Source organism: Streptomyces sp. NPDC058373 (genome assembly GCF_042723275.1).
In the GTDB taxonomy this organism is placed as follows: domain Bacteria; phylum Actinomycetota; class Actinomycetes; order Streptomycetales; family Streptomycetaceae; genus Streptomyces.
In genome coordinates this window covers 1-2,713 of sequence record NZ_JBHXJE010000099.1, presented here as the reverse complement: position 1 = coordinate 2,713, position 2,713 = coordinate 1, and the positions used below count along the sequence as shown (strand labels likewise).

Below are 2,713 nucleotides of genomic sequence, written 5' to 3'. Positions count from 1 at the left end.
CGCGAAAGGGCCCCGGAGGATCGTCCTCCGGGGCCTTTCGCGTGCGCGTGCTCAGCCGGTGCTCTCCGGGACGGGCCGCCCGGCGTGCAGGGCGATGGCGCGCTGCATGGCCTTGCGGGCCCGGGGGGTGTCGCGGGCGTCGTGGTAGGCGACGGCCAGCCGGAACCAGCAGCGCCAGTCGTCCGGGTGGTCCTCGGTCTCCGCCCGCCGCCGGTCGAAGACGGCGTCGGCGGAGGCCCGGTCGACGCGGCCGCTCGGGGTGCGGACCAGCTCGTCCTCGGGGAGGCCGCCCTCGGCCTCCAGCTCGGCGGCGAGCCGGTTGGCCCGCTGCACGAACTGGGTGTTCTTCCAGAGGAACCAGACGCCGATCACCGGCAGCACCAGCACGGCCACGCCGAAGACGACGGTCAGCGGGGTGCCGTGCCGGATGAGCAGCACACCGCGGCTGCCGACCAGGACGAAGTAGACGACCAGGACGAGGGCCGTGACGATATAGGTGATCTTTGCGCGCATGGGGTCAGCCCGGTCAGTTCAGGTCGAGGAAGTGTTCCAGGCCGAAGGTGAGCCCCGGAGCGCTCCCCACCCGCCTGGCGCCGAGCAGGATGCCCGGCATGAAGCTGCTGTGGTGCAGCGAGTCGTGGCGGATGGTGAGGGTCTCGCCCTCGCCGCCGAACAGGACCTCCTGGTGGGCGAGGAGCCCGCGCAGCCGCACCGCGTGCACCGGGACGCCGTCCACGTCGGCGCCGCGCGCCCCGTCCAGCGCCGTCGCCGTGGCGTCGGGCTGGGCGGGAAGCTGGGCCTGGTCGCGGGCGGCGGCGATGAGCTGGGCGGTGCGGGTGGCCGTGCCCGAGGGGGCGTCGGCCTTGTTCGGGTGGTGGAGCTCGACGACCTCCACCGACTCGAAGTACCGGGCGGCCTGCTGGGCGAAGGCCATGGTGAGGACGGCGCCGATGGAGAAGTTCGGCGCGATGAGGACGCCGGTGCCCGGGGAGGCGTCGAGCATGCCGCGCAGGGTGGCGAGCCGCTCGTCGGTCCAGCCGGTGGTGCCGACGACGGCGTGGACGCCGTGGCCGACGAGGAACTCCAGGTTCTCCATGACGGAGCCAGGGGTGGTCAGCTCCACCGCGACCTGGGCGCCGCCATCGGTCACGGCCGCCAGGTCGTCGCCGCGGCCGAGGGCGGCCACCAGCTCCATGTCCTCGGCGGCCTCGACGGCGCGTACGGCCTCGGAGCCGATGCGGCCCTTGGCGCCCAGGACGGCCACCCGCAGCTTGTCGCTCATTGCTTCGTTCCTCTTCTCCGGTGCTTCCCCGGGCACCGCCGGGGGGTCCCGGTCGTCTGACGGCGGGCCGCTCTGCCCGGCCGGGTCAGGCGACCACGTCGTGCAGGCGCGCGGCCTGCTTGTCCTTGAGCGGCCCGATGACGGACAGCGAGGGCCGCTGCCCCAGGATGTCGCGGGCGACCTCGCGGACCTCGTCCGGGGTGACCGCGGCGATCTTGCCCAGCATGTCGTCGACCGACATCTGCTCGCCCCAGCACAGCTCGCTCTTGCCGATGCGGTGCATCAGGGCGCCGGTGTCCTCCAGGCCGAGGACGGTCGATCCGGCGAGCTGGCCGATGGCGCGGCTCACCTCGTCGTCGCTGAGGCCGCCGGAGGCGACCGCGTCGAGTTCGTCGCGGCAGATCCGCAGCACGTCGTCCACCTGGCTGGGCCGGCAGCCCGCGTACACGCCGAAGAGGCCGCAGTCGGCGAAGCCCGAGGTGTACGAGTACACGCTGTAGGCCAGGCCCCGCTTCTCGCGGACCTCCTGGAAGAGGCGGGAGGACATGCCGCCGCCGAGGGCGGCGTTGAGCACGCTCATCGCCCAGCGGCGGTCGTCGGTGCGGGCGAGGCCGGGCATGCCGAGGATGACGTGGGCCTGCTCGGTACGGCGGTTCAGCACCTCCACCTTGCCGGTGGCGCGCAGGGCGCGGCTGCCGGCGCGCGGGGCGGTCGGCTCGGCGTCGGTGCGCTCCAGGGCCCCGGCGCGGTCGAAGGCGGCGCGGACCTGGCGGACGACGCGGGCGTGGTCGACGTTGCCCGCGGCGGCGACGACCAGGCGCGTCGGGTCGTAGTGCCGCTTGTAGAAGCGGGCGATCTGGTCGCGGCCGAGGGCGTTGACGGTGTCGACGGTGCCGAGGACGGGGCGGCCCAGCGGGGTGTCGCCCAGCATGGTGTGGGCGAACAGGTCGTGGACGCAGTCCCCCGGGTCGTCCTCCGTCATCGCGATCTCCTCCAGGATGACGCCGCGCTCGGCGTCGACGTCCTCGGAGGCGATCAGGGAGCCGGTGAGCATGTCGCAGACCACGTCGATGGCGAGCGGCAGGTCGGTGTCGAGCACCCGCGCGTAGTAGCAGGTGTACTCCTTCGCCGTGAAGGCGTTCATCTCGCCGCCGACCGCGTCGACGGCGGCGGAGATGTCGAGGGCGCTGCGCTCGGCGGTGCCCTTGAAGAGGAGGTGCTCCAGGTAGTGGGTGGCGCCGTTCAGCGAGGGGGTCTCGTCGCGGGAGCCGACGTTGACCCAGATGCCGAAGGTGGCGGAGCGGACGGAGGGCAGGGTCTCGGTGACCACCCGCAGCCCGCCGGGGAGGGTGGTGCGGCGGACGGTGCCGATGCCGTCCTTGCCCTTGAGCAGTGTTTGGGTACGGGCGAGGGGCCCCCGCGGGGGGGGGC

The 2,713-nt window shown here is 73.5% G+C and carries 3 protein-coding genes; all 3 read right to left on the bottom strand.

The window, feature by feature from the left end; translation table 11 throughout:
- Nucleotides 1–51 precede the first annotated feature (51 nt).
- The 3 genes from ACFWMZ_RS28185 to ACFWMZ_RS28175 all read right to left on the bottom strand — a co-directional run bounded on the left by ACFWMZ_RS28185 (nt 52) and on the right by ACFWMZ_RS28175 (nt 2,675).
- Nucleotides 52–513, bottom strand: coding sequence for a hypothetical protein (locus tag ACFWMZ_RS28185; protein WP_383184247.1), 462 nt, complete (start codon nt 511–513; stop codon nt 52–54).
- 13 nt (nt 514–526) lie between these two features.
- Nucleotides 527–1,282, bottom strand: a complete 756-nt coding sequence (gene dapB, locus ACFWMZ_RS28180; RefSeq protein WP_383184245.1) for a 4-hydroxy-tetrahydrodipicolinate reductase — start codon at nt 1,280–1,282, stop codon at nt 527–529.
- Nucleotides 1,283–1,367: 85 nt separating this feature from the next.
- Entirely contained in the window at nt 1,368–2,675 is a 1,308-nt protein-coding gene (locus tag ACFWMZ_RS28175) for a M16 family metallopeptidase (protein WP_383184248.1), read from the bottom strand.
- Between the last annotated feature and the right edge of the window lie 38 nt (nt 2,676–2,713).